This window comes from Nocardiopsis tropica, assembly GCF_042660575.1.
In the GTDB taxonomy this organism is placed as follows: Bacteria; Actinomycetota; Actinomycetes; order Streptosporangiales; family Streptosporangiaceae; genus Nocardiopsis; species Nocardiopsis tropica.
Window position 1 is genome coordinate 54,413 of sequence record NZ_JBHSUF010000005.1, and the last position, 26,377, is coordinate 80,789.

A 26,377-nucleotide genomic window follows, 5' to 3' on the forward strand; every position below is an offset into this window, starting at 1 on the left:
GGCGATGTGCAGGTCAGAGGGCCGCAATACAGGCACATTCCGTGATGTGACCCAAGGCATAGTAAAACTGGCGTTACTTGGCCGTGACGATGATGCAGGCTGAGTCCGCTGCACAGAACACTCCCTCCCACGTGGAAGTCCCCCGCCGCGGTCGGTCGAACGGAAGAAGACCCGTCCCCTCCGCGCACAGTCCGGGCCACGTGGTCAGCGGCGGCGAAGCACCGCACACGAACAGCCCCACGAAGGCACGTGTGCGTCTACGCGAAAGGGCCACTCCTTGCTGATCGACCGAACCTCACTGCGCCGTGCGAGCGCCGTCGGAGCCGCGGCCGTGGTCGCGGGAAGCGCCTTCACGGTGGCGGCGTTCGCGCAGACCGGGGCGGTGGAGCCCGAACGGCTCACGTCCGCCGCGGTGGTCCCCGACCAGGAGTCCGGGGGCGGCGCCGACGACTTCTTCGCCGAGCCCTCCGCGGTCGGCGGGGAGGAGCGCGAGGAGAGCCGCCGGCAGGCCGCGGCGGCCGCGGAGGAGGGCCTCCGGTCCGCCAGCGGGACGGGGAGCGACATCCCCGAGCCCGAACCGGAGCCCGAACCCGGCGCCACCGCCTCCGGCGGCGGCGCGGACCCCGCGGACCCCTCCGGCGGCGGCGCGGCCGCCGTCCCGGCGGGCTCGGCTAAGGAGATCGCCCTGGAGATGGTCCTCGCGGAGGGGTGGGGCGAGGACCAGTTCTCCGGCTGCCTCGAACCCCTGTGGGAGAAGGAGAGCAACTGGGACCACACCGCGGAGAACCCGGGTTCGGGCGCCTACGGCATTCCGCAGTCGCTGCCCGGCAGCAAGATGGCCTCCCACGGCGACGACTGGCGGACGAACCCCGCCACCCAGATCGCGTGGGGCATCGACTACATCAAGGACCGGTACGGGAACCCCTGCGGCGCCTGGTCCCACTCCCAGGCGAACAACTGGTATTAATGGGGCTTTCCCTGCCAATAACCCCCTCTTGGGAAAGGCAATCGTGCTACTCAACCGAATGTCGCTGCGCAGTACAGCGGTGATCGGTGCGGCGACCCTCGTCGCGGGTGCGACGTTCGCCGTCTCCGCGTTCGCGGACGACGGGGTCGACCCGGAAATGGCGGCCAGCGCCGCCGTTCCGGACAGCGAGGAATCCGCAGCCGACACCGAAACCGGGGAGGACGAGTTCTTCGCCTCCGCCGAGCTGACGCAGGAAGAACTCCAGGAGCTGCGACAGCAGGCCCGGGGAGAGAGCGAGGCCGCCCTCGGCGCCGGGGTCAGAACGGCCCAGGGCGACGGGAGCGACATCGAGGAGGAAGAGGAAGAGGAGGAAGAGGAGGAGGTTCCCGAGTTCACCGGGGACCCCAAGTCGATCGCCCTCGACATGGTCCTCGCGGAGGGCTGGGGCGCGGACCAGTTCTCCGGCTGCCTCGAACCCCTGTGGGAGAAGGAGAGCAACTGGAACCACACCGCCTCGAACCCGAGTTCGGGCGCGTACGGCATCCCCCAGTCGCTGCCCGGCAGCAAGATGGCCTCCCACGGCGACGACTGGCAGACGAACCCCGCCACCCAGATCGCGTGGGGCATCGACTACATCAAGGGGCGCTACGGCACCCCGTGTGAGGCGTGGGCCCACTCCCAGTCCATCGGCTGGTACTGATCCCGGGCACACGACGGCCCCCGCGGGACACCGCGGGGGCCGTCGTGTGCCCGGGGCCCGGTCAGAGGTGCGGGGTGAAGGTCTCCACGACCTCCTCGTGGAGGTCGTCGTAGAAGTCCCCGTCCTCGCGCGGGACGTTGACGCTCACCATGTAGAAGACCCTGCTGCCCTCGTGGTCCACGCTGATCGCGTAGGACCAGAAGCGGCGCTCAGGTGTCGCCCACGACTCGTTGGTGAAGTCGGACTCCACCATCGCGACGTCCCAGCCCTCCCCGTAGTCGTCCTCGTCGAACTCCTCCAGCTCCAGCTCGGAGTAGTCCGTCGTGATGTCCTGGTCCGCGTCGGTGCCGCCGTTGGTCTGCCGGAGGTACTCGGCGCTCGTCCCCGTGAACTCCTCCTCCGTCCACCCGGTCACCCACACCTGGTGGTCCCTGCCGGGGGCGACGAACACCGCGAGGCTGTTGTCGATCTCGCTGTCGTCGACCTCCCAGCCCGCCGGGTGGGCCACGTCGAACCACTGCGAGCTGAACGTGTCCAGCTCGTCGTAGGAGGGCGGCTCCCCGCCGTCGTCCCCCTCGGCCGCGGCGGCCTGCTCGCCGCCGCTGCCGCCGCCGGGCTCCGCGGACGGGGACGGCTCCTCCGGAGGCGCGCCGCCCTGCGTCGGCGCCTCCTGGGGGGCGGCCTCCCCCGCGGCGCCGCCCGACCTCAGGACCACGGCCACCGCGACCACGGAGACGAGGAGGAGGGCCAGCAGGCCGGCGCCGACGCCGAACAGCACCCTGGCCGTCGAGGCGCTCCCGGAACCGGACCGCCCGGAGCCGCCGTGGCCCCCCGAGTGGAGGGGGCCCGTGGCGCCTCCGCGGCCGCCCGTGCCGCCCCCGCCGGAGTGCCCGTACGGGGTGGCCGGGCGTCGGCCGGGCGGGAAGGGGGTCTGCGGCGTCACCGGACCCGCGGGACGGGGCCGGCCCTGGGGGAGGGGCGTCCCCGGGCCGTGGCCGGCCGTCCCGGGGCCCGTGGAGCGGCCGCCGGTCCGTGGCCCGGCAGCGGGGTACCCGCCGCTCCGGAAACCGTGGGCGTACGGGGAGCCGCCGGCGCCCGGGGCGGTGCCGGGGCCTGTGCCCGCCGCGCCCGCCGCGACCCCCGCGGCTCCGGCGGCTCCGGCGGCGCCCGCCGGGCCGACGCCCCCGCCGGAGGTCCCCTGCCCGCGCAGGAGCGCCAGCGCGCCCTCCACCGTCAGCCGCCGGTCCGGGTCGCGCTCCAGGAGGCCGGTGATGACCGGCTCCAGCCGTCCGGCACGCGTCATCGGCGGAAGGGGCGCCGAGATGACGGCGGCGATGGCCGCGGTGAGGCTGTCCCGGCGGAACGGCGACGTGCCCTCCACCGCCGCGAACAGGGTCACGCCGATGCTCCACAGGTCGCCCCGGTGCTCCGCGGGCCCGCCCTCCAGGCGCTCCGGCGGCATGTACTCCGGGGAGCCGATCAGCGCACCCGTCCGGGTGATGCTGGGACCGCCCTCCATGGTGGCGATGCCGAAGTCGGTGAGGATCACCCGGCCGTCCAGGGACATCATGATGTTGCCCGGCTTGATGTCCCGGTGCAGGACTCCGGCCGCGTTCGCCGCCTGCACCGCCTTGAGCAGGGACTCCGCGATCTCCGCGACGGTGTCGGGCGGGAGGGCGCCCTGTTCGTTGAGCCGGTCCTGGAGGGACCCGCCCTCCACGAGCTCCATGACCACCCACGGGTCGCCGTCGTACTCGAAGACGTCGTGGACGGTGATCACCGTGGGATGGCTGATGCGCGCCGCCGAACGCGCCTCGCGGCGGACCCGCCCGTGCGCGTCGGCGCGCTCGGAGTCGGTGAAGTGGTCGGGGAGGAGCACCTGCTTGATCGCGACGACGCGGTCCAGGGACGGGTCGAAGGCTTCCCAGACCACGCCCATACCGCCGCGTCCGAGTTCACGGCGCAGGATGTAGCGGTCCGCGACGATCTGTTCGCTGTCGCTGTTGCTCGACATGTACTGCCCTCTCGAAGGCGGGCCTTTCGGGTGCTCTGACAAGGATGTCGGACGCCTCCCGCGTGTGGAAGGTTCCCGGGGGGCAGGTGAGTGGAACCGGAGCGCCGCACGGCCGTCGCCCCCGCGGACCGGTCGCCGCCCGGCGGCGGGGCGCCCCGCCCGCGCGGAGCGCCCCGTGGACACCGCGGACCGCCGCCCGCGGGGACGGCCCCCGCCTACCGGGAGTTGGTCATCTTCAGCACGTCGAGGGCGTCGTCCAGCTGCTCCTCGGTGAGCTTGCCCGCCTCGACGTAGCCGCGCTCCAGGACCACCTCGCGGATGGTCTTCTTCTCCTTGAGCGACTGCTTGGCGACCTTGGCGGCCTCCTCGTAGCCGATGTAGCGGTTGAGCGGGGTGACGATCGACGGCGAGGACTCGGCGTAGACGCGGCACTGCTCGGCGTTGGCCTCGATGCCCGCGACGCAGCGGTCGGCGAACACCCGCGAGACGTTGGACAGCAGCCGGATCGACTCCAGCAGGTTGCGGGCGATCATCGGCAGCTGCACGTTCAGCTCGAAGTTGCCGCTCGCACCGCCGAAGGCCACCGCCGCGTCGTTGCCCACGACCTGCGAGGACACCTGGAGGACGGCCTCGCACAGGACCGGGTTGACCTTGCCGGGCATGATCGAGGAACCGGGCTGGAGGTCGGGCAGGAAGATCTCGCCCAGGCCCGTGGTCGGGCCGGAACCCATCCAGCGGATGTCGTTGGCGATCTTCGCGAAGCCGACCGCGACGGTCCGCAGCTGGCCGGACAGCTCGACCAGGCCGTCGCGGGCGCCCTGCGCCTCGAAGTGGTCGCGGGCCTCGGTGAGGGGCAGGCCGGTGTGGGACGCGATCTCGGCGATGACACGGGCCGAGAAGCCCTCGGGGGTGTTGATGCCCGTGCCGACGGCGGTGCCGCCGAGCGGCAGCTCGGCCACGCGCGGGAGGGAGGCCTCCAGGCGCTCCACGCCGTAGCGCACCTGGGCGGCGTACCCGGCGAACTCCTGGCCGAGGGTCACCGGGGTGGCGTCCATCAGGTGGGTGCGGCCGCTCTTGACGACGGACGCGAACTCCTCCGCCTTGCGGGACAGCTCGCCCTCCAGGTGCCGCAGCGCCGGGACCAGGTCGTTCTGCACGGCGGCCGTGGCGGCGATGTGGATGGAGGAGGGGAACACGTCGTTGGACGACTGGGAGGCGTTGACGTGGTCGTTGGGGTGGACGTCGAGGCCGGTGCGCTCCTTGGCGACGGTCGCCACGACCTCGTTGGTGTTCATGTTGCTGGAGGTGCCGGAACCGGTCTGGAAGACGTCGATCGGGAACTCGTCGTTCCACTTGCCGTCCGCCACCTCCAGGGCGGCCTCGCGGATCGCCTTGCCGAGGTCCTCGCCGATGACGCCGAGCTCGGCGTTCACCTTGGCCGCGGCGGCCTTGATCTGGCCGAGGGCGGCGATGTGGGCGCCTTCGAGGCCCTGGCCCGAGATCGGGAAGTTCTCGACGGCGCGCTGCGTCTGAGCCCGCCACTTGGCCTCGGCCGGGACCTTGACCTCACCCATCGAGTCGTGCTCGATACGGAACTCACTCATTGCAACCCATCTCTCCTGGGAAAACCTGTGACACAAAGCCTGCCAGACGCATCCGGGCACACCGTCACCTCACCCGGGCTTGGCGGTGTTGCACGCGTCATGTTGACATCGCCGCAGGTGGAAGCGGGCGCGTTCAGGAACCGATGCCGCGGCGGGGCGCCCGGCGGAGCCGGCCGAGGAAGCGGCGGCGCCTCGGCGCGCGCACGCGGACCACCCCGAAGAGCGAGAAACCGTCGATCTCCAGCACCGGGGGGTCGGACATGCCGGAGCGGCGGGCGGTGGTGGTGCGCCGCCCCAGGAACGACCAGCCGGTCAGGCGCACCTCGACGCCCTCGGGGACGTCGATCTCCACACGGCCCAGGACGGCGGTCACGGTCATCCGGTGGTGGTTGTGCATGAGGAGGGCCTCGCGCATGTCCACCTCCACCCGTCCGACGACGGCGACCGCGTACTCGCCCGGGTAGGCGACCCAGCGCCCCCGGCGCGCGGTGTTGCCGAACAGCCCGACCAGGGGCTGCGGGTCCAGGCGGATGGGCTGGCGCTCGACGGGGAGGAGGTCGGCGGTGATCCCGGGGAGCTCGCCCAGGGTGAGGGCCCCGTGCACGAGTGAGGAGCGCTCCTCGAACTCCTCCAGGTCGATGCGGCCGTCGGCGGCGGCGTCGCGCAGGGCCTTCAGCACGCGCTCGCGGTCCGTGTCGGAGGCGCGGAGCCGCTCGGGGGACACTTCCTCACTCACACCGCCACCCTAGTGCGTGCCCGGCGGACCGGGACGCGGTCGCGGCCCCGCGGGGCGGCGGCTCCCGCAGTTGTGCGCGCCGGGTTCCCTTGGGGGTCTCGCGCGGTTCACCGGACGCGCATAGCTTCCTACCGACAGCACACGGTGAGGGCGTGGAGGGCGGGAGCGGGATGCGCGGAACCGGTATTTGGAGGAGAGGGGCCCGGGCGGCGGGCGCGCTCGGGGCGGCGCTCGCGGTGGCGGCGGTGCTGGCGCCCGCCACGGCGGCGGCCGACTCCCGGGAGCGGGAGCCCGGGGGAGGGCCGCCCCTGTCCGTGGACGGCGGCGCGTGGCCGTCCGGGCACGTCCAGGGCGCCGCGCTCGACGAGGAGAAGGGGCACATGTACTTCTCCTTCACCGACACCGTCGTCAAGACCGACCTGGACGGCCGGGTGATCGGCACGGTCACCGGCCTCACGGGCCACCTCGGCGACCTCGACTTCAACGACCGGGACGGGCGCGTCTACGGATCGCTGGAGTACAAGGCGGCCGAGGCGTTCTACATCGCGATCTTCGACGGCGACCGCATCACGCGGCCGGGCATGGACGCGGAGGACGACCGCGTCCTGACCACCGTCCACCTGGACGAGGTCGTCGAGGACTACACCGCGGACATGGACGGCGACGGCGTGTTCGACGGCAACGTCGCCGACACGGCCGACCACCGCTACGGGTCCAGCGGCATCGACGGGGTGGCCTTCGGCCCCGAGTTCGGCCGCGGCGGCGGCCGCGAGGTGCTGACGGTCGCCTACGGCGTCTACTCCCACCCCGGGCGCGCCGACAACGACCACCAGGTCCTGCTCCAGTACGACACCTCCTCGTGGAGGCGGTACGAGCGCCCGCTCGACCAGGACGCCCCCCACACCAGCGGCCCGCCCCGGGTCGGGGGCAAGTACTTCGTGTACACCGGAAACACCACCTACGGCGTGCAGAACCTGGAGTACGACGCGCGCACCGGCGACTGGTTCATGGCGGTCTACGAGGGCGTCAAGCCGCACTTCCCCAACTACTCCCTCTTCGTGGTCGACGGCTCCCGGCCCCCGGTGCGGGGCACGGTCCGAGGCCAGGAGGACGACGAGCAGGGCCTGCTGCTCCCGCTGCGCCGGGACGGCATGCTCCACGGGGAGTCGGGGGTCCGGGGCTGGGACACCGGCGGCCAGTACGGCCTGGTCTCCCTGGACGACGGTCGCTTCTACGTCGTCGAACGCGGCCGGCGCACCGGGGACGGGGTCACGCTGGAGACCGGGGTCGCCCACCTGAACCGGTGGACGGCGGGGACCCCCGACCCCTTCACGCCCCTGGGCGGCTGAGAGGCGCACGCGGGCCGGCGGCCGGCGTGGCGGCCGGCCCGAGCGCCGCGGGCGGGCCGGCCTGTTCCCGGCCGACCCGCCCGCGGCGCCTCCGGAACCCCGTCGGCGCCGCCCCTACAGGCGGAGCAGCACCCGCCTCGCCACCGCGTCGGAGGCGGCCGCGAGCGGGCGGACCGCCAACCGGACCAGGGCGCGGGGGTTGTCGTCCCCGGCCACGCGGTTGGAGCCGAGTTCGCCGCAGCGAACGCAGCGGTGGATGAGCATCCACTCCCCGTCGGGACGCGAGGAGAGGCTCAGCGCGACCATCCTGCCCCGGCAGTCCGCGGCGCGGTCGCCGGGAATCCGGCGGTCCACGTGCAGGCTGGCCAGGCAGTTCGGGCAGTGGTTCCGGTGGCTGGTCCCCGGTGCGGCGAGGGGGACCTCCAGACGGCACCCCGCGCACCGGAACGACCCGGACTCGCCGGCGGCGTGCCGGACGGTCTTCGCCCGCTGGGGCCGCCGGTCACGCACGTTGCGCCGTCCCACGCTCACACCTCCCCGAACAGGTCGAGCGGGAACGGCGGGTCGGCGAGGGGCCGCACCGCGATCCTCATGAGGACGAGGTGGTTGTCGTCCCGGGAGACGGAGCTCCCGGCCAGCTCGTCGCACAGCGTGCAGCGGTGGACGAGCATCCAGGCCCCGTCGCGCACGACCGCGACGGAGACGGGGACCATGCGCCCGCCGCAGTCGGAGCGGCCGCCCCGGACCTGGTCGACGACGTGGCGCGAGGTCAGGCAGCTCGGGCAGTGGTCGCGCCGTTCTCCCCCGGGCGCGAGGGCGGACACGGACAGGCCGCAGCGCAGGCACGTGAAGGTGCTGGTGCGCAGGGTGGGGCTGGGTTCATACGGTGAATCGGTGGTGGACACCCGGAACTCCTTGCTGGAAGTGGTACGAGGCAGCAGGAGCAGGCCGAGCGCTTCTCGACGGAAGGGGCGCCGCGTCAGACGGTGCGGGGGCCCGCAGGGATGTGAGGCGCGCTCGGCGCGTTCCGGTTCATCAACACCTGTCCTTGACCCGTGGGGCGTCGGCCCCCGGGAATCGTCTCCGGTTCCGGGCTCCCCGGCCCGGAAGTGACGATGGTAGGCAGGGGCTCCGAGCGGGCGCAACGGGTTTTCCGCGGCCTCCGGGGCGGGCGCGGCGCGGGGGGCGCCGGGGCGGCCCCCGCCTGCGGCGCCCGGCCTCCGGGGGCGCGCGAACAGGCCGTGCGGCGGCCGCGCGGCGGGCGTAAACCCGTTGGAATTCCGGGCACCCGGTGCCTACGGTTGGGCCATGACCACACCTGTGCCCGGCCGCCGCCTGCCCGGGAGCGCGTCCTCCACCCCCGGCGACGCACCCCCGCCGGACGTGCCCGCACTGCTGCTCCGCGGCGTCGTCAAGCGCTTCGGGACGCTCACCGCCGTCGACGGGCTCGACCTGGAGGTCCCCCAGGGCGTCGTCCTCGGACTCCTCGGCCCCAACGGCGCGGGCAAGTCCACGACCATGAAGATGCTGACCGCCCAGTCCCTCGCGGACGAGGGCGAGATCCGCATCCTCGGGCATCCGATCCCCGCCGAGTCCAAGTGGGCCCGCGCCCGCATGGGCGTCGTCCCCCAGCACGACAACCTCGACGAGGAGCTCACCGTCGAGCAGAACCTGCGGATGTTCTCCTTCCTCTACCGGGTCCCGCGCGCCCGGCGCAAGGAGGCGGTCGCCCGCGCCATGCGCCTCGCCCAGCTCGGCGACCGGGGCGACACGCTCGTGGACGACCTGTCCGGGGGCATGCGCCGCCGCCTCCTCATCGTCCGCGCCCTCCTCCACAGACCCGAGCTCGTCCTCATGGACGAGCCCACCGTCGGCCTCGACCCGCAGGTGCGCCAGGACCTGTGGGGCGTCATCTCCGCGCTGCGCGACGAGGGCGTCACCGTCCTGATGTCCACCCACTACATCGAGGAGGCCGAACGCCTCTCCGACGAGGTGGCGCTCATGGCGAAGGGCGCGGTGGTCGAGCGCGGCACCCCCGCCGACCTCGTCGCCAAGTACGCGGGCTCCACCGTCGAGGAGTACACCCCGGGGGACGAGGGCGCCGACGTCCTCGAACGCCGCGTCCGCGAGCACGGCTTCACCACCCGCCGGACCGGCGTCACCCTGTCGGTCCTGCGCGCCGAGGAGCTGCCCGACTCCCTCCGCGACCGGCTGGGGACCCCCCACCGCCGGGCCAGCACCCTGGAGGACGTGTTCGTGACCCTGACCGGAGAGAGCGTCGAATGAGCATCCAGCACGACCGGGCCAGGGACGACGCCCGGCCCGAGGTCCACGCGCGCCCCGGAGGGATCGAGGCCGACGCCGTGCTCGGCGTCGTCGCCCGCGAGTGGATCCTGTACGGCCAGTCCTGGCGCGCCACCACGTTCGCCGCCGTCGTCGAGCCGACCCTCTACCTGCTCTGCTTCGGATTCGGGATGGGCGCCCTCATCGGCACCCTCGCCGGGTTCAGCTACATCGACTTCCTCGGCACCGGCATCGTGGCGGTGTCCGTGATGTTCCAGTCGATGATGCCCGCCGTCATCAACACCTTCATCAAGCGGCGCTTCCTGCACACCTACGAGGGCATCCTCGCCGCCCCGGTGGACGTGCGCGAGCTCGTCACCGGCGAGGCCCTGTGGCTGGCGATGCGCTCGGGCGTGTACGGCTGCGTCCCCTTGCTGGTCGCCGTCGGCTTCGGGCTCCGACCCGGCCCGGGCATGCTCCTGGTGCCGTTCATCGCGTTCCTGGCCGGGTTCGCGTTCGCGCTCTTCGGCATCTGGATCTCCGCGGTGATCACGTCGGTGCGGTCCATGGACTACGTGTTCAGCGGCCTGTTCACGCCGCTGTTCCTGGTCGCGGGCACGTTCTTCCCGCTCACGGAGCTGCCCGCCTGGGTGCAGAGCGCCGCCATGGCCAACCCGCTCTACCACGCGGTCGAGCTGATCCGCGGCTCGGTGTTCGGAGGGCTCGGCGCCGGTGCGGCGCTCCTCCACGTCGGGGTGCTGCTGGGGTTCATCGTGCTGATGTGGTTCCTTGCAGGCTTCCAGATGCGACGGCGCGTCGTCGGCTGAGAACACCCCGGACGGGGCGGGCCGCCCCGTCCCCGGGGGCTGCGGCACGCGGACGGCGCGGGGCCGTCCCCAAGGGGCTCCCGCGCCGTCCGTCCTGCCGCCCCGCGCGCCCTACCGGGTCGCGCGCCGGCTCACTCGCCGCCGCCGCTGGGGGACCAGCGCAGTTCGACGCCGCTGCGCCGGCCCTCCTCGGTGACGTTCACGGCCAGGCCCATCGCCCCCCACTCCGCGGGGTTCTGCACCTCGGTGTCCGTCAGCACCTGGCGCATGTCGAAGTAGCCGGCGACCACGGCGTCGTCCATCTCCTGCATGGTCTGCTGGAACACCGGGTCGTCGCCCAGGCGCCCGGTGGCGCTGCTGCCGCTCGCCACGACGACGGCGTCCCCGTCGGTGCCCACACCCGGGGGAGTGGCGTACGGGTCGGAGGCGGCCACGTTCTCGACGAAGTCGCCCAGGACGCCCTCGTCGCCGCCGACCGCGCGGTACTGGAACGAGAACTCCTCGCCGCCGCCGTAGGCCGAGCCGAAGAAGCTGTCCAGGTCCATGCCGGTGACGCCGAACGCCGTGGACGAGCCCAGCAGGTTCGTGAAGCCCTCCGGCAGCGGAGCGCCCATGGCGTTGAACTCGCGCTCCATCTCCTGCATCTCGCCGCTGCCGCTCAGGAACGGGATCTCGTCGCTCTCGTAGGCGTCGGTCAGAGCCGTGTCCAGGCCGCTGGCGCCGAACGCCATGACGGTGCTCTCCGGCAGCGACTCCATCGCCGCCACGCTCGCGCCCGGCGTCTCGGCCAGCCAGGCCAGGTCGGCGCTGTCCACCTCGAAGTCGAAGACGTCCGCCCGCGCCTCCAGGTAGTCGCCGTCGATCCGCAGCGACGCGGTGGCCCGGCCGCTCACCTCACCGGTCTCGGCGGCCATCCCGCTCTGGATCTCCGCGGCGACGCCCTCCACCTCCATGAGGCGCGTGAAATCCGTCCAGCCCACGGCCAGGCTTCCGCCGGGCACGTCGGCCACGTCGCCGGAGTAGACGTCGGAGTCCTCCAGGGACCCGTGCTCGTCCACCTGGGCGGCCCGGTCGGCCAGCGCCGCTTCGGAGGTGGAGAGCAGGGCGAAGCCGTTGGTCATCTCGAAGTGGAGGGTGTCGTCGCCGCTCGCGAGGGAGGCCAGCTCCTCCTCGGCGCGCCGCTCGTCCTCGACCGCCAGCGCCAGCGCCATCGCGAGGCCGGAGCCCTCGTCGACCTCGGCCGCGGCGTCGGCGGTCGGCCACACGGAGACGCCGGCGCGCTGGCCGATCCACTCCTCCACGTCGGCCTGGCGGGACTCGGGGAAGGCCTCGACGAAGACCTCCGCGAACAGCTCCGTCATGTCGCCGTCGGGCTCGTCCATCTCCTCGGTCATCTCCGCCGGGAGCTGGTCGACGAACCGGATCAGCTCCATGGCCTGGGACCCGTCGATCGCCAGGTCGACCTTGCCGAACGCGACGGAGCTGCCGGGGAGCACGGACTCGGGCTGCGGACCGCCGAAGCTCACCAGGGAGACGGTGGCCCAGACGGTTCCGCCCATCACGACGAGCGCCACGCCCGCCGCGGCGGGGATCAGCCAGCGGTTGCGCCCGCCGCCACCGCCCGGAGGCGGGCCGTACCCGCCGGAGTACTGGCCGGGGGGCGGGCCCCCGGGGACACCGCCGCCCGGGGCGCCGGGCACGCCGCCCGGGGCGCCGGGCACGCCGCCCGGAACGCCCGGGGCGGCGTACTGCTGACCGGGGACGGGGCCCTGCGGCGGAGGGAAACCCTGCCCGGGCCGCCCGGGCGGCTGATGCTGCCACTGGGGCTGCTGTGAGGGATCGGGGTGGGACATCGGACCTCCGACGGGGGAATTCTTCGCGCGCGACCGCGCAGCCAACGCCGGGTCTGATGCCTGTCCACCCCGGTGTGGTTCGCGTTCCGCGCCACTTTCGGACGGCCGGTCGGGGAGAGGGCGCCCGCGCCGCCCCCACCGGCCGGGGGAGCGGCGGGATCCTGCCACCGGGCGCCGGGCCCGGGCGCCGGACGAGGGGTGTCCGGGCCCGGGACGCCGGGTCAGGGCGCGGAGGTGAGGTCCACGCCGCTGTACGCGGACAGCTTGCTCAGGCGGTGCTCGCTGAGCACCTGGCGGACGGTGCCGCTGCGGCCGCGCATGACGAGGGAGTCGGTGATGACGCGCGAGGACTCGTACCGCACGCCGCCGACCAGCTCGCCGTCGGTGATGCCCGTCGCGGCGAAGAACACGTCGTCGGACGAGACCAGGTCGTCGGTGTACAGCACGCGGCCCAGGTCGTGCCCGGCGTCGAGGGCCTTGCGGCGCTCGTCGTCGTCCTTCGGCCACAGGCGGCCCTGGATGACGCCGCCCAGGCACTTCATGGCGCAGGCCGTGATGATGCCCTCCGGGGTGCCGCCGATGCCCAGGAGCAGGTCGACGCCGGTGCCGGCGCGGGCCGCCATGATCGCGCCGGCCACATCGCCGTCGCTGATGAACTTGATGCGGGCGCCCGCGTCGCGCACGTCCTGCACGAGCTGCTTGTGGCGGGGGCGGTCGAGGATGACCACCGTCACGTCCTGCGGCGACTTGCCCTTGGCGCGGGCCACCGCGCGGACGTTGTCGGCGACGGGGGCGGCGATGTCCACCACGTCCGCCGCCTCCGGGCCCGCGGCCAGCTTCTCCATGTAGAACACCGCGGACGGGTCGAACATGGTGTTGCGCGGGCTCATCGCGATCACCGCGATGGCGTTGGGCATGCCCATGGCGGTCAGGGTCGTCCCGTCGACGGGGTCGACGGCCACGTCCCAGTCGTGGCCGCCGCCGTCGCCCACGCGCTCGCCGTTGTAGAGCATCGGGGCGTTGTCCTTCTCGCCCTCGCCGATCACGACCGTGCCGTTCATCGACACGGTGCTGATCATGTGCCGCATGCCGCGCACGGCGGCGCCGTCGGCGCCGATCTTGTCGCCCTTGCCGACCCAGCGGGCGGCGGCGAGCGCCGCGGTCTCTGTGACGCGGACCAGCTCCAGCGCGAGGTTGCGGTCGGGCGCCGCGGGCTGCGCGGACGGGCTACTGGGCTGCGACATGGACGTGACACCTTCCGACAGGGAACAGGGCGGGGGGACAGGTCTTAGGGTAGTCACCCGACGTGATCCCCGAGCGGCCCCGGGTACCCGCGCGGCCGCCCGAGCCGGTCGTCCGGAGGGCGCGAAGGTCTACTCTGGCGGGATCCGGACCGGAGCGGCCGGACTGGAGTGAGGGTGTGACAGTGGACAAGACGGACAAGCCGGAGAAGCTGGTGAAGCCCGCGCGGGTCTCCCCACGCGGAGCGGCCACCCGCAGCGCCCTGCTCAGGGCGGCGGCCCAGGTCTTCCACACGGTGGGTTTCGCCAAGGCCGGTGTCAGCGAGGTCGTCTCGGTGGCGGGGGCCAGCGTCGGGAGCCTCTACCACCACTTCACCGGCAAGGCGGACCTCTACCTCGCCCTGTACGAGGAGTTCCAGCAGCGCCAGCAGGAGCGGACCCACCAGGCGGTCGTGGAGGCCAGGGCGGGCGGTGAGAGCGATCCCACACGGCTCATGAACATCGCCGCACACGCCTACCTCCTCGGATGCATCGAGGAGGGCGACACGACCCGCCTGTTCTTCAGCGGTGACGGCCCTCCCGGGTTCGACCACCAGCTGCGGTCACGGCTCACCCAGTGGACCGACCGCAACGTGGCGCTGTTCCGCAAGGCGGACGAGCCGGTGGACGAGGCCCTCCTGATCGTCGTGAGCGGGGCCATGCTGCTGGCCGTGGCCGAGGTGGTGCGCCGCGACGACGCCGAGGCGCGCAGGCTCGCCGACGACATCACCGGTCTGCTCACCCGGCTCGAACCACGGCACCGGACCGCGGAACCCGAGGCCTAGGCGGTCTTCCGCGGACCGTTCCGGGCCCGCGTCCGCCGGGCTGCCCCTCGCCGCGCCGACCCCGCTCGCACAGCCGGACCCGGGGGCCGGACAGGGCCGCCGCGGGGCCGGGGGTGCGCGCCGCTAAGCCCACCCCGGGTCGGAAAGGCCCCGGACCTGCGGCAAGCTGGACCCTGTCATGAGTGAGTACAGCCGGTCCAGCGCGACCTTCAAGAACTACGCCATCTCCCTCGGGATCCTCGTGGGCATCGTCCTGATCATGGCGTTCGTGGTCTCCACGCGCTCGGGCGAGCACATCCCCACCGTGGACTACCGGCCGGACGCCGACGTCCTGGGGGAGGCCGCCGACTACCCCGTGAGGGCGCCCTCGGCCGAGCTGACCGACGAGGGGTGGACGCCCACCAGCTCCACCCTCAACGTGAGCGGTCCGGTCGAGTGGAGCGTCGGTTTCGCCACGGCGGCCGACAGCCACGCCATGTTCACCCAGAGCGACGCCGACCCCGAGCAGGTCGTCGCGGAGCGCGTCAAGGAGGCCGAGCAGGTCGGCACGGTCGCGGTCGGCGGACGCGAGTGGGAGCACTACGACTCCGAGGACTGGGGCGCCCTGGTCCTGCGGGAGGAGGGCGTGACCCTGGTCGTCTCCGGTTCGGCCGAACTCGACGAACTGTCCCACCTGGCCGAGGGGTTGGAGGACCTCCCCGCGGCGGAGGGCGGCGGGGACGCGGAGCCCTCGGAGTCCCCCGAGGGCTAGGCCCTGGTCCGCAGGTCGTTCCGGACCCGGACACGGCGAACGCCCGGCGGGCGCACCCGCCGGGCGTTCGGCATGCAGGGGCCGGGGCTACTCGGCGCGCAGGTCGCGGCGGAGCTCCTTGGGCAGCGAGAAGGTCAGCGTCTCGTCGGCGGTCGTCACCGGGGAGACGGAGCCGTAGCCGTGCCCGGCGAGCTTGTCGAGCAGCTCGCGCACCAGGATGTCCGGCACGGACGCGCCGCTGGTGACGCCGACCGTGGTCACGCCCTCCAGCCAGGCCTCGTCCATGAGGGACGCGTTGTCGATCAGGTAGGAGGCGTCGGCGCCCGCGTCCAGGGCGACCTCGACCAGGCGGACCGAGTTCGACGAGTTGTCGGAGCCGACCACGATGACCAGCTCGCACTCGGGCGCCATCGCCTTGACGGCGTCCTGGCGGTTGGAGGTGGCGTAGCAGATGTCGTCGCTGGGCGGGTCGAGCAGGTTCGGGAACCTCTCGCGCAGGGCGTCGACCGTCTGGGTGGTCTCGTCCACCGAGAGGGTGGTCTGGGACAGCCAGGAGACGTTGTCCGGGTTGCGGACCCGGACCTTGTGGACCTCGTCCGGGCTCTCCACGATCTGGATGTGCTCCGGGGCCTCACCGCTGGTGCCCTCGACCTCCTCATGGCCGATGTGGCCGATGAGGATGATGTCGCGATCCTCCGCCGCGAAGCGCTTGGCTTCCTTGTGGACCTTGGTGACGAGCGGGCAGGTCGCGTCGATCGTCTTGAGCTGCCGCCTCCCCGCCTCCTCGTGGACGGCGGGGGAGACGCCGTGCGCGGAGAACACGACGATGGCGCCCTCGGGCACCTCCTCGGTCTCCTCGACGAAGATCGCGCCGCGCTCCTCCAGGGTGCGCACCACGTGGGTGTTGTGCACGATCTGCTTGCGCACGTAGATCGGGGCGCCGTACTGCTCCAGGGCCTTCTCGACGGTGATGACCGCGCGGTCGACACCGGCGCAGTAACCCCGGGGGTTGGCGAGGAGCACACGGCGTTGGTTCGTGGCAGTCGTCATCGCAGTCATGCGTACATCCTAGGTGGCTTGGTCCGTGTACGACCCTGGTGTGGGCGATGGCACCGTTACGGGGATATCCGCGCCCCACCGGGGCCAAGGTGACGGTATCGCAACAGGATGTGTCCGGTCGTGGATCGAAGTGGCGAAATCGTTCGCCCATCCCCTGCTCGCGGTGTTCCCCCTCCTCTATCCTGGTTCACCATCGCATCTGTCACAGGCGGTTCGCCCCGACTCGGCCTTGCCCGGTCTGCTGGACGCGTGCCGCCGACCCCACCGCCGAGACCACCCAGGAGCCCCCGTCCTATGTCGAACCCGACGATCGCCACGAAACTGATCACCCTGGCCAAGGGAATCTTCGGGCGCAAGAAGCCGGCCGCCCCCGCCGAGCCCGCGGACACCGCCGCCCCGTCCGCCGCCGAGGCGGCCGGGGAGAAGGCCGCCGCCGGGAGCCCGGCGCCCGCCGCCGCGCCCGCCTCGCCCCCCGAGCCCGCCGCCGCGGAGCCGGAGGCCGGGGAGAAGGCGCCCGCCTCGCCCCCCGAGCCCGCCGCTGCGGCGCCCGCCGCGGAGTCGGCGGAGGCCCCCGGGGAGAAGGCCCCCGGGGCAGGGGCGACCCCCGCTCCGGAGTCCGGGACCGCCGAGAAGAAGGCCACCCCCGAGAAGGCGGAGTCCCCCGAGAAGGCGGAGTCCTCCGAGAAGGCGGAGACCTCCGAGGAGGAGGGGGCCCAGGTCCGCACGGAGCCCGTCGTCCCGGCCACCGAGGACGTCCCCGAGGAGGCCCCGGCCATCGCCGAGGAGCTGGCCGCCGCGGAGGCGCACACCACCGTCGCCAGCGACGAGGTGCTGGAGAAGGTCCGCAAGGAGGCCGCCCCCGCCGTCGAGGACCTCGCCGTGCCGACCTACGACGAGCTCACCCTCCCGTCCGTCCGGGCGCGCCTGCGCAAGCTCACCATCGAGCAGGTCCGCGACCTGCGCGCCTACGAGGTCGCGCACGGAGGGCGCACCGAGTTCATCAAGATGTACGACAACCGCATCGCCAAGCTGGAAGCCGGGGCGTAGCAGCCGGCGGGCCCGGCAGGCGCCTGTGCCGCGACCCGGCGGAACCACACGGGGGCGGGGAACGTCCTACTGACGAGCGCACCACGGCGCTTCCCGCTTGAAGGGCTACGACCATGCGTCCCGCGACTTCCACCGCCGCGCTCCTCACTGCGGCGGCCTTCTGGCTGACCGGCTGCTCGGTCGGCATCCCCGGCACCGACCAGGAGGTCAGCGTCGACCCCGACGGCGTCTCCGTCGGAAGCGAGGACGGAGAGGTCTCCGTCGACTCGGACGGCGACGTCACGGTCGGGAACCAGGACGGCGACGTGACCCTCGACGAGGGCGGCGGCGTGACCATCGACGACGGGACCGGCGACATCAACATCGCGTCGGTCGAGGGCAGCGTCACGGAGGACTGCGAGGGCCGCGACGTCAACGTGACCGCCAGCGGCGCGGAGGTCGTCCTCAACGGCCAGTGCGGCGCGGTCACCGTCACGGGCAACTCCCTCACCGTCCACGTCGGCGGCGCCGAGTCCATCCACGTGACCGGTGCCGAGAACACCGTCCACCACGCCGAGGGCGAACCCGACATCACCGACATCGGCATCGACAACACGGTGTCCGCGGGCGGGGACGCGCAGGGCTGACCGGAGCCGGGCGCGGCCGCCACGGCGCGCGGCCGCGCCCGGCGACCGGCCTGCCCGGAACTGTCCCCGGCCTCCCCTAGGCTCGGTTGCCATGGGCATGGAGAGTTCCGCCGAGGCGCCGCAACCGGTACGAGTCGTCCTCAACGCCGTCGGCCAGTGGATCGGCCGCCTGGGCCGGATCTGGGTCGAGGGGCAGATCGCCGAGCTCAACCGCCGGGGGCGGATGGCCTACATCACGCTGCGCGACCCGGTCGCGAACGTGTCGGTGCGGGTGGTCTGCCAGACCTCGGTGCTGGACGCGCAGAGCCCGTCCCCCGAGGCGGGGGCGCGCGTCGTCGTGCACGCCAAACCCGACTTCTACGAGGTGCGCGGCACCTTCTCGCTCCGCGCGCTGGAGATCCGCCACGTGGGCCTGGGCGAACTCCTGGCCAGGCTGGAGCAGCTGCGGCGCACCCTGGCGGCGGAGGGGCTGTTCGACGAGGGGCGCAAGCGGCCCCTGCCCTTCCTCCCCGCCACGGTGGGGCTGGTCTGCGGACGCGACTCCGCGGCCGAGCGCGACGTGCTGGAGAACGGCCGCCGCCGGTGGCCCGCCGTCCGCTTCGAGGTGCGACAGGTCGCCGTCCAGGGCGACCGTGCGGTCCGCGAGGTGCTGGAGGCCCTGAAGGAGCTGGACTCGCACCCGGAGGTCGACGTCATCGTGATCGCCCGGGGCGGCGGCTCCCTGGAGGACCTGCTGCCGTTCTCCGACGAGGCGCTGGTGCGGGCGGTCGCGGCGGCGGGCACGCCCGTGGTGAGCGCGATCGGCCACGAACAGGACACCCCGCTCCTGGACCTCGTCGCCGACGTGCGCGCCTCCACGCCCACCGACGCGGCCAAGAAGACCGTCCCCGACGTGGGAGAGCAGCTGGAGATCATCAGGCAGCTGCGCGACCGGGGGCGCAGGGTCCTCACGGGCGCGCTGGAGCGCGAGCTCTCCTGGCTCTCGGGCATCCGGTCCCGTCCGGTCCTGGCCAGCCCCGTCCGGGAGATCGACCGGCTCGCGGAGCAGGTCGCGGACATGCGCGACCGGGCCCGCCGGAGCCTCACCCTGTCGCTCGACCGGGCCGGCGAGGGCCTCGGCCACACGAGGGCGCGTCTGCACGCCCTGTCCCCGGCCACGACGCTGGCACGCGGGTACGCCGTCGTGCAGCGCCCGGACGGGTCGGTGGTGCGCTCCGCGGCGGAACCGGACGTGGGGGAGTCCCTGCGGGTGAGGTTCGCCGAGGACAGCCTGACCGCCACCGTGGAGTCCGTCCACACCGAAGACACCACCGAGGGGGAGTAGAGATGGCCGCCAAGGGCACGAAGACCGACGGCAAGGACGGCGGGGCCGCCGTGCCGGAGCTGAGCTACGAGGAGAGCCGCGAAGAGCTCAACACGGTGGTCCGCCGACTGGAGTCGGGCGGGCTCAGCCTCAAGGAGTCCCTGGCCCTGTGGGAGCGGGGCGAGGAGCTGGCCCGCGTGTGCGAGCAGTGGCTGGAGGGCGCCCGGGCCAAGATGGCCGCCGCCATGGACGAGCGCCGGGAGGACGACCCCCCGGCGGACGGGGACACGCCCTTCTGATCCGCGCGGGCCCCGGCGGCTGACCGGTGCGCGGTGGGAGTGCGCCTCGGGGGAGCGGGGCCCGCCCCCCGGGGGGCGCCCGGACGCGCCCGGCGCTACCCGCGGCCGTTGAGCTCGTCGCCCAGGTCGCGGAGGTTGCCGGGCAGGCCGCGGAAGACCCCGATGACCAGGACCAGCGCGGTGCCCAGGAAGAGCCAGGGGGCCGCCTCGGCCAGCCGCGAGGCGAGGCCCAGGAGCAGGACCCGCGCGAACCCCTCGTTGCCCAGGGCCAGCACGCTCTCGGCGGCGGCCACCGCCACGAAGAACGCCAGGGGCGGGCTGACCGACAGCGAGAGCAGGTCGGCGGGGCGGACCGCGGACGCCGTCGCCAGGCAGGCGACCGTGAAGGCGATGCCCGGCACGGCGGGGGTGCCCGACCACTGGGCGATCATGGTCCCGGCGAAGCTCAGCACGGCGATGACCAGGACGCCGCCCCGACCGGTCAGGCGGGGAGGCCGGCGCACGGGGTTCCCCTCCGGGGCGCCCGGGGCGGCGCCCGCTCTCCTCCGGGCGCTCCGCGCGCCCCGGCCGCGGCCCTCGGGCCGCACGAAGTACGGTGCGTGCCCGGGCTCCGGACCGTCCGCCTTCCGCGGGGGCATAGCCGTTCGCCTCCCAAGTGTGTTGCTCACAGTGTTTAGTGTGTCACTTCTAGTAAGCGTAGGGCGTCTTTTCCGGGGAACGTGTCGCCATTTCGGTCACTTGCCCCTTCCGTCGCGAACACGCCTCCCACTCGTGGGACACCAGCATGGCGCACGGCGGTTCTGTCGCTCCGGAGGTGCTCGCCCGAGTTGTCCTCGGGCGGATTGTCGGACCTGCGCCGACCTGCGGATTCATGTCCCGTGCACGCTCTTTCGGGGTTCTTTTCCGGTCGAACCATTGCTCTTGTTACCCACATGCCGAATACCGTCGAAATCCGAGCTCTCCCGGTCTCCCGCTCCGGGAGCCGCCCCGCGGACCCCGTCACGCCCCGCGGGGCCGTCCGGCAGCGGTCCGCCGAGCGCGTGCCCGTCCTCACCGAACGCCTCCGCCCCGTACCCCGACAGCTCGGGGGCGGCCACCGTGCGCGGGCGCTCCTCCACGCCGGTCGGCCGGTCCAGCTCGCCGTCCACGAGGCCCAGCTCGCCGAACCGCCGGGCGGTCACGAGCACGCGGCTCTCCAGCGACCCCACCGTCTGGTTGTAGGCGCCCACGGTCCGGGTCAGCGCCCGGCCCAGGGTCTCCACGTGCCCGCCCAGCGTGCCCAGCCGTTCGTGCAGCTGCTTGCCGAGGTCGAACACCGCCCTCGCGTTCTCGCTCAGCGCCTCCTGCTGCCACGCGTACTGCGCCGTCCGCAACAGGGAGATCAGCGTCGTCGGCGTGGCGATGTGGACCCGTCGCGCCATCGCGTGCTCCAACAGGCCGGGGTCGTGCTCCAGGGCCGGGGCCAGGAAGGCCTCGCCGGGGATGAACAGCACCACGAACTCCGGCGCCGGGGTGAACGCCGCCCAGTACGACTTGGCCGCCAGCTGGTCGACATGTGTGCGGAGGTGCCGCGCGTGGGCGCGCAGGCGCTCCTCGGCGGCCTCCTCCCGGCCCGCCTCCACGGCGTCCAGGTACGCGGAGAGCGGCACCTTGGAGTCCACGACGATGTTCTTGCCCCCGGCCAGGCGCACCACCATGTCGGGGCGCTGCGACCCGTCCCGTGTCGCCGCCTGCTCCTCGAAGTCGCAGCGGGGACCCATTCCCGCCAGCTCGGCCACCCGGCGCAGCTGCAGCTCGCCCCACCGGCCGCGCGCCTCGGGCCGCCGCAGCGCGGTCACCAGGGACCGGGTCTGCTCCCCCAGGCGCTCCGACCCCTCGCGCACGTACTCCACCTGCTTGGCCAGCTCCGCGTGGGCGGCCACCCGTCCCGCGTCCACCTCCCTGAGCTGCCGCTCCACCCGGTTCAGCGTCTCGGTCAGCGGTTCCACCATGCGCTCCACCGCCCGCCGCCGCTCGTCGAGGTCGCCGCCGGCCTGGGCGCTGACCGCGCGCAGGCGTCCCTCCGCGAGCTCCAGGAAGCGCTGGTTGGTCTGGTCCAGGGCCTGCGCGGACAGGGCGCGGAACCGGTCGCCGAGCTGCTCCTCGACGTAGGCCGCCCGCTCCTCGGCGGCCCGGGCCTCCGCCCGGGCCTCGGCCTCCCGCCCGCGGGCGAGGATCCATCCCACGGCGACGCCGATCGCCAGGCCGACCAGGAGCATGAGTACGAGTGCGAGACCGTCCATGGCGCACATGGTGCCAGCCGCCGTGCGCCCCGGTCTCCCCGCCACGCAGGACATCGGCGGGCAGGCCGACCAAGTCCGGCATGTCCGCCGCCCGGGGCCGTGCGGCCGCACGGCCCGGAGGACCGGTCCGGAGGCGGCGGCGCCGTCCGGGGCTCCGGGGAGCGGTGGGAGGTCGCGGACCCGAGTCCGCATCCGGACATCCTCTTTCCTTGTGCAAAAGTTTTCGAGACCCTGGAGGTCCGAACGCGAAGGCCGGAACTCCGCACCGGCCCCGATCCCCGCAGTCCCCCTATCCGAGGAGGCCCCCTCCCATGCGACTGGAGACCTACAGCAGCGGTACCGGAGACCACACCATCGCCCTCGTCCACGGGGCCATGGCACACCACGGGACCTGGCACGCCGTCGAGGCCGAACTCGTCGCACGCGGCCACCGCGTGCTCGGCGTGGACATGCGCGGCCACGGGCGCAGTCCGCGCGGCCCCTACAGCGTCGAGGCGCTCGGGGACGACCTCGCGGACTCCCTCCCCACCGGGCTCGACGCGGTCGTCGGCCACTCGATGGGCGGGGTCGCGCTCTCCCTGGCCGTCGAGCGGCTCGTGCCCCGCCGGGCGGTCTACGTCGACCCGGCGTTCCGGCTCCCGCCCATGGCCGACGACGCCGGTGAGCGCATGCGCAGGGTGTTCGCCACCGCGGACGTCGAGGGCGTGCGCCAGCTCAACCCCAGGTGGAGCGACGCCGACGTCGAGAAGGAGCTCAGCGGCTTCGCCTCCTTCGACCCGGCGTTCTTCGACTTCGTCGCCTCGGAGGTCGCCGGGAGGGACTTCCTCCCGGAGAGGCCGGCCGTCCCCTCCCTCGTCCTGCGCGCGGGGAACGGCATCACCGTCGACCCGCGGGCGGCACGGGAGCTCGCCGAGCGCGGCTTCACCGTACGGGTCGTGGAGGGGGCGGGCCACTGCGTCCACCGCGACGAACCGGCGGCCCTGGTCGACGCCCTGGACGGCTGGGTGCGCGGCCGCGCGCCGTCCCCCCGGAGGGCCGTGGCCGGGGCGGCCCGGGCGCGGCTGTAGCCGACCGGGGCCCCTCCCGGCCGCGGCCCGGCCGCGGGGCCGCGGCCGGGAGGGGCCCGGCGCGGGCCGTGCCTGCCCCTCAGGCGCTCCTGGAGTCCGGGGAGCAGGCCCCGAGCGCCTCACGCCAACCGGCCACCGACGTCCAGAAACCGGCGGGGACCGGCTGCGGCGTGAACAGCCACATCCGCTCCGTGGCGGGTGAGGCCCGTCCGGCGATCTCCGGACGCGGCCGGTAGGGCGGCCTCCCGCTCACCGGGTACCACGTGTACTCCAACGGGTCGAGCAGCGCCATCAGCCGCTCCTCGACCCCCCGGTCCGGCCGGACCTTGACCAGCATCCACGGCCGGTACCGGCGCAGCACCTCCAGCCCCCCGGCGACCACGTCGGGCTCCGTGCCGACCGTGTCGATCTTCACGACCGCCGGGGCGGCGGACGCGGTCTCGCTCCACCGGGCCAGGGTGCTCACCCCCACGGTGATGTGGGACAGGTCCCCCCGGGCGGCGTGCACCAGCGTGTTGCACATGTCGTTGTTCCTGGCCCGGCGCAGGTGGGCGGTGCCGTTGTGGTTGCTCAGCGCCAGCTCCACCACCGAGAACCCCAGGTCCGCGGAGGACGACACCGCGCGGGCGGCCGAGGCGATCTCGGGCGTGGGCTCGAACGCGAACACGGGCCGGCTGCTGCGCGCGGCGGCCAGCACCGAGTAGACCCCCACCCCCGACCCGACGTCGAGCACCGCCCCGGGCCGCGTGTGGCCGAGCATGGCGAGGAAGCAGGCCAGGCTGTCGGGTTCGTGGCGGGCCAGGCCGAACGCGGCCAGGCGCCGGGGCACCGTCAGGTCCCCGGGGAGCCGCAGGGTGAGGCTGTCCGGCCCGGCCCCGCGGGTGTCCGACGCCAGTCGCGGGAGGGCGAAGGTGAAGCTGCGGCTCCACGGCGGGACGTGCGCGGGGTCCAGGCCGCCCAGCCGTCTGGGCAGGCGCACGCGGATCTGCCGTGTCGCGAAGCGGACGAGCGGGTAGCGGCGCACGAGCGCCCGGAGTTGTTCGGTGACCACAGTTGTCCTCCCCCAGGAACGTGGCCGCGGCAGAGGAGGGTGAGCGGAAGGCCCCGCCGCCCCCGCGGCGGGGCCGCGCCGCCGCGCGGTACCCCCGGACGTGCCGCCTGCCCGCTGCGCCGGGTCGGTCGAGGAGCCCACCGTGCCCCTGTGGCCCTCGTCGCCCCCGCCCGGCACGGACCGGACGTCCACCGGATGCCGCCTCCCCCGTGTCAGCGGCCGTGTTTCGACCGGGGACGCGGGGTGCGGGTGCCCGGGTGCGCGGCACACGACCGCCCGGACGGTTTCCGCCCCCGGTCCCCGGAGACGTTGAACGAACCTACTGTGAGCAGCGTCCCCTGTGCAGCGTGTTTCGGTGATCGGTGCCGCTTTCCGGCGGCGGGGGACCGTCCCACCCGCCGGTCCGCATAGACTCGGGCCTTGTGAGTCTGTCTATCGGGATCGTCGGCCTGCCCAACGTCGGCAAGTCCACCCTCTTCAACGCCCTGACCAAGAACGACGCTCTGGCGGCGAACTACCCGTTCGCGACCATCGAGCCCAACGTCGGGGTCGTGGGCGTGCCCGACGGCCGGCTCGGGAAGCTGGCCGAGATCTTCGGTTCGGCCAAGGTCCTCCCGGCGACGGTGGACTTCGTCGACATCGCGGGCATCGTGCGCGGCGCCTCCACCGGTGAGGGCCTGGGCAACAAGTTCCTCGCCAACATCCGCGAGAGCGACGCCATCTGCCAGGTGATCCGGGCCTTCGACGACCCCGACGTCACGCACGTCGACGGCGACGTCGAGCCCTCCCGCGACATCGAGACCATCAACACCGAGCTGATCCTCGCCGATCTCCAGACCCTGGAGAAGGCGCTCCCGCGCCTGGAGAAGGACGCCAAGCGCAACGCCAAGGACAAGGGCGCCCAGGAGCTGCTCCAGGCCGCCCGGCAGGCCCAGGAGGTCCTGGACGGCGGCACGTCGCTGTCCGCCGCCGAGGGCATCGACCTGGACCGGCTGCGCGAGCTGAGCCTGCTCACGGTCAAGCCGTTCATCTACGTGTTCAACCTCGACACGGACGAGCTCGCCGACGAGGCGCTGCGCGGCAAGCTCCAGGCCCTCGTCGCCCCCGCCGAGGCGATCTTCCTCGACGCCAAGATCGAGGCGGAGCTGGCCGAGCTGGACGACGACGAGGCACAGGAGCTCCTGGAGTCCCTGGGGCAGTCCGAGTCGGGCCTGGCTCAGCTCGCCCGGGTCGGCTTCGACACCCTCGGGCTCCAGACCTACCTGACCGCCGGGCCCAAGGAGGCCCGCGCCTGGACGATCAGCAAGGGCGCGACCGCCCCCGAGGCCGCGGGCGTCATCCACACCGACTTCCAGCGCGGCTTCATCAAGGCCGAGGTGGTCTCCTACGACGACCTCGTGGCCGCGGGCGACATGCAGACCGCCCGCGCCGCGGGCAAGGTCCGCATGGAGGGCAAGGAGTACGTGATGGCCGACGGCGACGTGGTCGAGTTCCGCTTCAACGTCTGACCGGACCAGGGACCCCGCGGCACCCGTGAGGGGCCGCGCACCGCCGTGACCGCGGCGGCGCGCGGCCCCTCACGCGCTGTCGGCCGGCGCCGCGCCCGGCACGGGGGCGGTCCGGTCCGGTGTCCGCAGCCGGGCCAGGACGCCGAGCACGAGCAGCGCCTGCGCCGCGGTGTAGGTGAGCATCACCCAGAAGCCGTCCCCGGGGAGGCCGAACCCGGGGACGAACGCCCCGAGGGCGATCAGGCCGTCGGAGACGAGGAACAGCGCCCCGCCGGCCCCCGCGAGCGGGTGCACCCCGGTGGCGAGGACCGCCGCCGCCCCCAGGCAGAGTCCGTACAGGAGCACCGGGACCAGCAGGTCTCCCGCGCCGGGGGCGCAGGCCAGGGTCAGCGCCCCCACGGCTCCGGCGTAGGGGACGAGGAGCGCCCGGCGGCGGTGGAGGACGCTGTCCGACCGCAGGGGCGCGAAGGCGACGGCGTACACGACCTGCGCGACGAGGAAGAACCCCACCATCAGCAGGAACGCGGTGTCGCCCGAGGCCAGTGCGGGCGCGGTGTCGCCGAGCCAGGAGAGGCCGAGGGCGGTCGCGGCCAGGACCGCGAGGCGTGCGCCCGGCCGGGGTGCCTCTGCGAGGAGGACGGCGGCGAGGACGGGCATCAGCAGCGCCTGTGTCGGGCGGGACCAGTCGTCGGCGCCGTACCACTGGACGACGAGGTGGACGGCGGACAGCGCGGTGTAGAGGGCCAGCAGGGCCCGTGCGAGGGGGCGGCGGGGGAGCATCGCGCCATCCTAGGCGCCGCACCGCACCGTGCCGGGTTGGCCCCGGGGCGCCCGCCGCGGGGGCGGTGGGAGGGGTGGGGCCGCGGTGGCGTCCCCGGGGTCCTCGGAGGGGGTTCGGACCCTCCCGAAGGAGATCCCGGTTACATCCCGTCAACGGTTTCCTGCCCCCGGAGGACAGAACTTGCTCCCTGCCGAGTGACTAATCG

At 73.5% G+C, this 26,377-nt stretch carries 25 protein-coding genes; 13 read left to right on the forward strand and 12 right to left on the reverse strand.

Features of this window, described 5'->3' with window-relative positions; all coding sequences use genetic code 11:
• The first annotated feature begins 277 nt into the window (after positions 1-277).
• Positions 278-967, forward strand: coding sequence for an aggregation-promoting factor C-terminal-like domain-containing protein (locus tag ACFQBR_RS09520; RefSeq protein WP_344186230.1), 690 nt, complete (start codon positions 278-280; stop codon positions 965-967).
• Between the two features lie 43 nt (positions 968-1,010).
• A complete protein-coding gene (locus tag ACFQBR_RS09525; RefSeq protein WP_378552879.1) occupies positions 1,011-1,667 on the forward strand; it encodes an aggregation-promoting factor C-terminal-like domain-containing protein in 657 nt (218 codons plus the stop codon).
• Between the two features lie 61 nt (positions 1,668-1,728).
• On the opposite strand, the gene ACFQBR_RS09530 is transcribed toward ACFQBR_RS09525, so the two are convergent.
• From ACFQBR_RS09530 to ACFQBR_RS09540, 3 genes are all read right to left on the reverse strand, one after another.
• Positions 1,729-3,681: a serine/threonine-protein kinase gene (locus ACFQBR_RS09530; protein ID WP_378552882.1), complete on the reverse strand. Its 1,953-nt coding sequence runs from the start codon at positions 3,679-3,681 to the stop codon at positions 1,729-1,731.
• A 215-nt stretch (positions 3,682-3,896) separates the two neighbouring features.
• On the reverse strand, positions 3,897-5,285 hold the full coding sequence (locus ACFQBR_RS09535) for a class II fumarate hydratase (RefSeq protein WP_267946546.1): 1,389 nt from the start codon (positions 5,283-5,285) through the stop codon (positions 3,897-3,899).
• Positions 5,286-5,418: 133 nt separating this feature from the next.
• Positions 5,419-6,009: a DUF1707 SHOCT-like domain-containing protein gene (locus ACFQBR_RS09540; protein WP_267950515.1), complete on the reverse strand. Its 591-nt coding sequence runs from the start codon at positions 6,007-6,009 to the stop codon at positions 5,419-5,421.
• A 164-nt stretch (positions 6,010-6,173) separates the two neighbouring features.
• Between ACFQBR_RS09540 and ACFQBR_RS09545 the strand changes: the two genes are divergently transcribed.
• Positions 6,174-7,370, forward strand: a complete 1,197-nt coding sequence (locus ACFQBR_RS09545; protein ID WP_352984023.1) for a hypothetical protein — start codon at positions 6,174-6,176, stop codon at positions 7,368-7,370.
• 114 nt (positions 7,371-7,484) lie between these two features.
• Here ACFQBR_RS09545 and ACFQBR_RS09550 read toward each other — a convergent pair whose 3' ends face one another.
• Positions 7,485-7,901 carry an RNHCP domain-containing protein gene (locus ACFQBR_RS09550; RefSeq protein WP_267946544.1) on the reverse strand — a complete coding sequence of 139 codons (417 nt, stop codon included), beginning with the start codon at positions 7,899-7,901 and terminating at the stop codon, positions 7,485-7,487.
• Complete coding sequence (locus ACFQBR_RS09555) at positions 7,898-8,275, reverse strand: RNHCP domain-containing protein (protein ID WP_267946543.1); 378 nt, start codon at positions 8,273-8,275, stop codon at positions 7,898-7,900. Before ACFQBR_RS09555 ends, ACFQBR_RS09550 begins: the two co-directional genes overlap by 4 nt.
• Positions 8,276-8,678: 403 nt before the next feature.
• Here ACFQBR_RS09555 and ACFQBR_RS09560 point away from each other — a divergent pair, with 403 nt between their 5' ends.
• Entirely contained in the window at positions 8,679-9,656 is a 978-nt protein-coding gene (locus tag ACFQBR_RS09560) for an ABC transporter ATP-binding protein (protein ID WP_344184958.1), read from the forward strand.
• Positions 9,653-10,480, forward strand: coding sequence for an ABC transporter permease (locus ACFQBR_RS09565; protein WP_344184957.1), 828 nt, complete (start codon positions 9,653-9,655; stop codon positions 10,478-10,480). The genes ACFQBR_RS09560 and ACFQBR_RS09565 overlap by 4 nt, the downstream gene beginning before the upstream one ends.
• A gap of 131 nt (positions 10,481-10,611) precedes the next feature.
• Here ACFQBR_RS09565 and ACFQBR_RS09570 read toward each other — a convergent pair whose 3' ends face one another.
• Positions 10,612-12,333 (reverse strand): hypothetical protein, encoded by a 1,722-nt coding sequence (locus ACFQBR_RS09570; RefSeq protein WP_378552888.1) that lies wholly within the window; start codon positions 12,331-12,333, stop codon positions 10,612-10,614.
• A 221-nt stretch (positions 12,334-12,554) separates the two neighbouring features.
• Positions 12,555-13,577, reverse strand: a complete 1,023-nt coding sequence (gene glpX, locus ACFQBR_RS09575; RefSeq protein WP_267946539.1) for a class II fructose-bisphosphatase — start codon at positions 13,575-13,577, stop codon at positions 12,555-12,557.
• Between the two features lie 182 nt (positions 13,578-13,759).
• Here glpX and ACFQBR_RS09580 point away from each other — a divergent pair, with 182 nt between their 5' ends.
• Together ACFQBR_RS09580 and ACFQBR_RS09585 are read left to right on the forward strand one after the other, a co-directional pair.
• Positions 13,760-14,398 carry a TetR/AcrR family transcriptional regulator gene (locus ACFQBR_RS09580; RefSeq protein ID WP_267950514.1) on the forward strand — a complete coding sequence of 213 codons (639 nt, stop codon included), beginning with the start codon at positions 13,760-13,762 and terminating at the stop codon, positions 14,396-14,398.
• Positions 14,399-14,576: 178 nt separating this feature from the next.
• Positions 14,577-15,149, forward strand: a complete 573-nt coding sequence (locus ACFQBR_RS09585) for a DUF4245 domain-containing protein (RefSeq protein ID WP_344184955.1) — start codon at positions 14,577-14,579, stop codon at positions 15,147-15,149.
• Between the two features lie 87 nt (positions 15,150-15,236).
• Here ACFQBR_RS09585 and ACFQBR_RS09590 read toward each other — a convergent pair whose 3' ends face one another.
• Complete coding sequence (locus ACFQBR_RS09590; RefSeq protein WP_267946537.1) at positions 15,237-16,208, reverse strand: 4-hydroxy-3-methylbut-2-enyl diphosphate reductase; 972 nt, start codon at positions 16,206-16,208, stop codon at positions 15,237-15,239.
• Positions 16,209-16,502: 294 nt separating this feature from the next.
• On the opposite strand from ACFQBR_RS09590, the gene ACFQBR_RS09595 reads away from it, so the two are divergent.
• The 4 genes from ACFQBR_RS09595 to ACFQBR_RS09610 all read left to right on the forward strand — a co-directional run bounded on the left by ACFQBR_RS09595 (position 16,503) and on the right by ACFQBR_RS09610 (position 19,483).
• Positions 16,503-17,255, forward strand: a complete 753-nt coding sequence (locus ACFQBR_RS09595) for a DUF8129 domain-containing protein (RefSeq protein WP_378552893.1) — start codon at positions 16,503-16,505, stop codon at positions 17,253-17,255.
• A 113-nt stretch (positions 17,256-17,368) separates the two neighbouring features.
• Positions 17,369-17,881: a DUF3060 domain-containing protein gene (locus tag ACFQBR_RS09600; protein WP_267946535.1), complete on the forward strand. Its 513-nt coding sequence runs from the start codon at positions 17,369-17,371 to the stop codon at positions 17,879-17,881.
• 91 nt (positions 17,882-17,972) lie between these two features.
• Positions 17,973-19,205 (forward strand): exodeoxyribonuclease VII large subunit, encoded by a 1,233-nt coding sequence (xseA, locus tag ACFQBR_RS09605; RefSeq protein ID WP_344185330.1) that lies wholly within the window; start codon positions 17,973-17,975, stop codon positions 19,203-19,205.
• Positions 19,206-19,207: 2 nt separating this feature from the next.
• A complete protein-coding gene (locus ACFQBR_RS09610; protein WP_267946533.1) occupies positions 19,208-19,483 on the forward strand; it encodes an exodeoxyribonuclease VII small subunit in 276 nt (91 codons plus the stop codon).
• A gap of 95 nt (positions 19,484-19,578) precedes the next feature.
• On the opposite strand, the gene ACFQBR_RS09615 is transcribed toward ACFQBR_RS09610, so the two are convergent.
• Both ACFQBR_RS09615 and ACFQBR_RS09620 read right to left on the reverse strand, forming a co-directional pair.
• A complete protein-coding gene (locus ACFQBR_RS09615) occupies positions 19,579-20,121 on the reverse strand; it encodes a DUF6542 domain-containing protein (RefSeq protein WP_267946532.1) in 543 nt (180 codons plus the stop codon).
• 231 nt (positions 20,122-20,352) lie between these two features.
• The gene (locus ACFQBR_RS09620) at positions 20,353-21,765 is read right to left on the reverse strand and encodes a DNA recombination protein RmuC (RefSeq protein ID WP_344185331.1); all 1,413 of its coding nucleotides are present in this window, start codon (positions 21,763-21,765) and stop codon (positions 20,353-20,355) included.
• Between the two features lie 311 nt (positions 21,766-22,076).
• On the opposite strand from ACFQBR_RS09620, the gene ACFQBR_RS09625 reads away from it, so the two are divergent.
• Entirely contained in the window at positions 22,077-22,832 is a 756-nt protein-coding gene (locus ACFQBR_RS09625) for an alpha/beta fold hydrolase (protein WP_267946530.1), read from the forward strand.
• 79 nt (positions 22,833-22,911) lie between these two features.
• On the opposite strand, the gene ACFQBR_RS09630 is transcribed toward ACFQBR_RS09625, so the two are convergent.
• Entirely contained in the window at positions 22,912-23,883 is a 972-nt protein-coding gene (locus ACFQBR_RS09630; RefSeq protein ID WP_344185333.1) for an FkbM family methyltransferase, read from the reverse strand.
• 422 nt (positions 23,884-24,305) lie between these two features.
• Here ACFQBR_RS09630 and ychF point away from each other — a divergent pair, with 422 nt between their 5' ends.
• Positions 24,306-25,391: a redox-regulated ATPase YchF gene (gene ychF / locus ACFQBR_RS09635; protein WP_267946528.1), complete on the forward strand. Its 1,086-nt coding sequence runs from the start codon at positions 24,306-24,308 to the stop codon at positions 25,389-25,391.
• A gap of 69 nt (positions 25,392-25,460) precedes the next feature.
• Here the strand turns inward: ychF and ACFQBR_RS09640 are convergent, their stop codons facing one another.
• Complete coding sequence (locus ACFQBR_RS09640; RefSeq protein ID WP_267946527.1) at positions 25,461-26,171, reverse strand: lysoplasmalogenase; 711 nt, start codon at positions 26,169-26,171, stop codon at positions 25,461-25,463.
• Between the last annotated feature and the right edge of the window lie 206 nt (positions 26,172-26,377).